The following is a 4,549-nucleotide window of genomic DNA, read 5'->3' on the forward strand; positions in this document are numbered from 1 at the left end:
CTCGTCAGGCGCGGTCGGGCGTCGCGCCCGCGCTCCCGGCATCGGCGCCGGCGGTGGCACCCGGGCCGCGGCCGTGGCGTGCCAGCACGTCGTCCCACACCGGGGCGTTGTCGATGCCGATGTCGCGCGGGTTGAACACCGGGTCCACGCCCTCCTTGCGCTGACGGTCGTAGTCGCGGAACACCTTGAGCACCACCGGGCTGAGCATCACCAGGGCGATGAGGTTGACCCACGTGTAGAAGCCCAGGCCCAGGTCGGCCCACGCCCACGCGGTCTCCGAGCTGCGCAGCGAACCCAGCACGATGGAGACGGCCAGCAGCGCGCGCGCCACCGCGATGGCCACCGGCTGCCAGCGGTGCTCCTTGAGCAGGTAGGCCACGTTGGTCTCGGCGTAGAACCCGAAGGACAGCAGCGTGGTGAACGCGAAGAAGAACATGGCCACGGCCACGAACGCCGGCCCGAACCCGGGGAACACCGAGTCGATGGCGGCCTGCGTGTAGTTGGCGCCCGGGTTCTCGCCGGGCATGTACTCCACGATCATCTTGCCGTCCGGGTCGGCCACGTTGTAGCTCTTGGTGAGCAGGATCATCAGGGCCGTGATGGTGCACACGAACAGCGTGTCCACGTACGCCGAGAAGCCCTGTGCCAGACCCTGCTTGACCGGGTGCGAGACCTCCGCGGCGGCCGAGGCCTGCGCGGCCGAGCCGGTCCCCACCTCGGAGGAGTAGATGGCGCGCTTGACGCCCCACATGATGACCGCGCCGAGCATGCCGCCGAACATCGCCTCACCGCCGAAGGCACTGCGGAAGATGAGGCCGAACATGTCGGGCACGTCGCCGGCGCGCAGCACCATCATCGCCAGGCCCACGAGGATGTAGGCGCCCGCCATGAACGGCACCACCATCTCGGTGACGCGGCCCAGGCGGTGCATGCCGCCGAAGGTCACCAGGCAGAACAGCGCGGCCACCACGGCGCCGCTGACCCACATCGGCACGTGGAAGGCGGCCAGGTTGGAGTCCGAGATGCTGAACGACTGGATGGACGGGCCGGTGATGGTGGTGGCGAAGATCGTGCCGATGGCGTACAGCACGGCCAGCCACTTCCAGCCCAGCCCCTGCTCGATGTAGTAGGCCGGGCCACCGCGGTACTCGCCGTTGACCTCGCGCTTCCAGACCTGCGCCAGGGAGCTCTCGGCGATGGCGACGGTGGCGCCCAGGAAGGCGGTCACCCACATCCAGAACACGGCGCCGGGGCCACCGAAGTGGATGGCCGTGGCCACACCCACGATGTTGCCGACGCCCACGCGCCCACCCAGGGCGATGGCGAACGACTGGAACGGGGAGAGGCCGCGCTTGGAGTCACCACCCTCCTTGAGGGCGGTGATCATGTCCGGGAGGCGTCGGAGCTGCGGGAAGAGCAGCAGCAGACTGAACCCCGCGCCGAGCGCGAGGATCAGGAAGATCATGTACTGGGACCACAGCCACTCGTTGGCCGTGGTGAGGAAGGACTCCATGGTGTGCCTTTCGTCAGGTACCGAACGACCCTAGCCACGAGGGGCGCCGATGTCCGGGGGTTCGGCCGGGGTGATGCCGGTTCCGGCGGCGGATGCGGCTGTGGCACGGGAGGTTCTGCGGCCCCTCGCGATCCGGCCGGACGGACTCCGGGAGCCCGGCCGGTTGCGGGAGGTCCTGCACCGGGGCCCCGGGGACGCCCGGGCGTGTGCGTACGATCGCGGTAGACCGAGGGAGAGGGGCGACGGGGTGGAGTCGACGGTGCAGGGGCCCGTTGCGGGGGAGGCCGTGCCGGGACACCGCCGCCGGGGCTGGCGCCGGGGAGCAGCTGCCGTCCTGGCCGCGCTCGTGGGGCTGGCCCTCGTGGCCGCCGCGGTCCTCGTGTGGTGGCCGTCCGTGGGCTTCTCCCGGTGGTTGAGCACCCGCACTCTGGTGGCGCACGCGCTGTCCTTCCCGGTCCCTGCCGGGGTGGCCCTGGGGCTGGCGGGCCTGGTGCTCCTGGCCGTGGGGGTGTGGGCGTGGCGCCGCCGGCACCGGGCCTGGTGGTGGTGGCTCGCGGCGTCCGTGCCCGGCCTCGCTGCCGCGTTGGGTCTGGTCCTCGCGCCGGCCGGTCCGCCGTGGGCCGCGCCCGCGCCGGACACGGGCAGTGCATCGGCTGACGGCACCACTCTCACGGTGGTGACCTTCAACAGCCTCGGCGCGTTCACCGCCGCGGACCTCACGGCCCTGGAGACCCGCTTCCACCCCGACGTGGTGGTGCTGCCGGAGACCTCCCACGCCCGGGCGCAGCGGGCCATGCGCGCCGCCGGCTGGCGCGGCACCCTGCACACCAGTGACGCCTCAGGCCGCTGGGCGCCGGAGGACTCCGGCATCGAGGCCACGTCGGTGCTGCTGCGCGAGGGGCTGCCGGAGTACACCCCGCGCTCCGTCACCCCCTCGATGCAGGGGAGCGTGCGCCTGGAGCCCACCGACCCGGCGCACCCGCTGCTGCTGGCGGTCCACCCGGCGGCGCCCGTGCCCGGCTGGATGGACGAGTGGCGCCGCGACCTGGACGGGCTGGTGACCGAGGCCGAGACGGCAGCAGAGGAGGGGCCGGTGCTTCTGGTGGGCGACCTCAACGCCACGGTCCGCCACGGTGGGCTCGCGGGGATGGAGGGCCTCGCCGACACGGCCCGGCGGTGCGGTACGCCGCAGGGCACGTGGCCGGTCGGGTGGCCCGCCTGGGGGCGCAGCGCCATCGACCACGTCATCGTGAGCCACACGGCGACCGTCGACTCCTGCGAGGTGCTGGAACTGGGCGTCTCGGACCACCTGGCCTACGCGACCACGGTGCACCTGCCACCTGCGTGACGGGCCCTGGTGCGCGAGGCGGGACTCGAACCCGCACGCCGGAGCACACGGACCTAAACCGTGCGTGTCTGCCAGTTCCACCACTCGCGCGCGGCGGCCATTGTGCCCCGTCAGACGGCGCTGGTGAGCGGCAGCCCCAGCTCGTTCTTGCCCAGCGACGCCACGTGCCCCTTGGCCCGCACGTTGTACCGCGCGTGCTCGATGCGCCCCTGCTCGTCGATGACGAACGTGCTGCGGATGACGCCCTGCACCACCTTGCCGTAGTTCTTCTTCTCGCCGTACGCGCCGTAGGCCTTCAGCGTCTCCAGCTCCGGGTCGCAGAGCAGCGGGTAGCCCAGCTCGTACTTCTCCGCGAACTTCGTGTTCTTCTCCACCGTGTCCTTGCTCAGGCCGTAGACGGCGTACCCGGCATCGGCCAGGGCGGCGGCGTTGTCACGGAAGTCACAGGCCTCCGTGGTGCAGCCCGGCGTGGAGGCCGCGGGGTAGACGAACAGCACCACCTTGCGTCCGCGCAGGTCAGACAGCGAGACGGTGCCTCCCTCGGTGCTGGCCAGGGTGAAGTCGGGGGCGGCGTCGCCGGGCTCGAGGCGGGTCATGACGGGTCTCCTTCGGGTCGCTTCTGGGTTAGAGTTTCAGGGAGTTTCCCAAGGAAAGGCAATCTCGTGGCCAAGCAGCCCAAGGACACCCGTTCCGTCGAGCAGATCACGCGCGACATCGACGCCTCCCGCCTTCGCCTTGCGGGCGACGTCGACGAGCTCGTGTACCGCGTGCACCCCAAGGAGGTGGCACGCCGCGCCCAGGAGGACGCGCAGATCAAGTTCAACCAGACCATGTACGACGAGGGCGGCCAGCTCCGCGGTGACCGCGTGGCCATGGGCCTCGGCGGCGCCGGTGCCACCGTCTTCACCCTCGGCCTGCTGCGCCGCCTGTTCCACAAGGGCTGACGCGCGCCACACCGAGAGCCCCCACGACCGGTCGGTCGTGGGGGCTCGGCCGTTCCCGGGGCCGACGCGTCCGCTCAGACCACGCGCAGGATCGCGATGTCGTCGTGCACCTTGTGTCCGCCGGCCCGCAGCCGCTCGGCGTGCTCGGTCTCGTGCGCCCGGATGCCGTGCGCCAGCGCCCACGGGTCGCGCGCCACGGCCTCGGCCCAGGCGGGTGCGTCCAGGGTGCGGAACATCTCGATCGGCCGCGTCGCCCCGTCGGTGGCGAGCCAGGCGGCCTCCACCTCCTCCAGCGCGAACGACCCGGTGAGTCCCTCGTCGGCGGCGCGCACGTCGGCGCGGGCGCTCCACCACCCGCCGGGGGTGTTCATGACCGATGCGGGGGAGGGCCCGGTGCCGGCCCAGCCGCCCACCAGCGCGTCGAGCCGCCCGTCGATGACCTGCAGCACCTGGCCGTCGGTGAAGCGCACCACCAGCGAGGAGTCGCACAGCACGAAGTACTCCAGTCGGTCGCCCACGGCGCGGGCCACGGCGAGAGTGGCCCACGGTCCGGTGTCGGCGTCGCAGCCGGGGTGGGCGCCGCGCACGCACTCCAGGGCGCCGGCCACCGCATCGGCCAGGGTGGGCGGCTCGCCCACCACAGGCCCGAGGGCGTCCGCCGGTGCGAGGCGTGCGAGCACGGCATCGACCAGGCGGGTGCTGAACCAGTCCACGGGGTGCTCGCAGCCGGGGCGCAGCTCGGGG

Annotated in this window: 5 protein-coding genes and 1 tRNA gene; 2 read left to right on the forward strand and 4 right to left on the reverse strand. The window is 72.3% G+C overall.

What is annotated here, in order from left to right; genetic code table 11:
- Nucleotides 1-4: 4 nt before the first annotated feature.
- Entirely contained in the window at nucleotides 5-1,513 is a 1,509-nt protein-coding gene (locus HMPREF3099_RS03140) for an alanine/glycine:cation symporter family protein (RefSeq protein ID WP_070703866.1), read from the reverse strand.
- Between the two features lie 259 nt (nucleotides 1,514-1,772).
- On the opposite strand from HMPREF3099_RS03140, the gene HMPREF3099_RS03145 reads away from it, so the two are divergent.
- Nucleotides 1,773-2,861: an endonuclease/exonuclease/phosphatase family protein gene (locus HMPREF3099_RS03145; protein WP_168168424.1), complete on the forward strand. Its 1,089-nt coding sequence runs from the start codon at nucleotides 1,773-1,775 to the stop codon at nucleotides 2,859-2,861.
- Between the two features lie 7 nt (nucleotides 2,862-2,868).
- Here the strand turns inward: HMPREF3099_RS03145 and HMPREF3099_RS03150 are convergent.
- Nucleotides 2,869-2,951, reverse strand: a tRNA-Leu gene (locus HMPREF3099_RS03150).
- A 20-nt stretch (nucleotides 2,952-2,971) separates the two neighbouring features.
- On the reverse strand, nucleotides 2,972-3,457 hold the full coding sequence (locus HMPREF3099_RS03155; RefSeq protein WP_070703870.1) for a peroxiredoxin: 486 nt from the start codon (nucleotides 3,455-3,457) through the stop codon (nucleotides 2,972-2,974).
- A gap of 66 nt (nucleotides 3,458-3,523) precedes the next feature.
- On the opposite strand from HMPREF3099_RS03155, the gene HMPREF3099_RS03160 reads away from it, so the two are divergent.
- Complete coding sequence (locus HMPREF3099_RS03160; RefSeq protein WP_070703872.1) at nucleotides 3,524-3,805, forward strand: DUF3618 domain-containing protein; 282 nt, start codon at nucleotides 3,524-3,526, stop codon at nucleotides 3,803-3,805.
- Between the two features lie 74 nt (nucleotides 3,806-3,879).
- Here the strand turns inward: HMPREF3099_RS03160 and HMPREF3099_RS03165 are convergent.
- Nucleotides 3,880-4,549 (reverse strand): hypothetical protein (locus tag HMPREF3099_RS03165; protein ID WP_237769718.1); only part of this gene is annotated, 670 nt, incomplete at its 5' end.

This window comes from Kytococcus sp. HMSC28H12, from assembly GCF_001816045.1.
GTDB classification, from domain to species: Bacteria; Actinomycetota; Actinomycetes; order Actinomycetales; family Dermatophilaceae; genus Kytococcus; species Kytococcus schroeteri.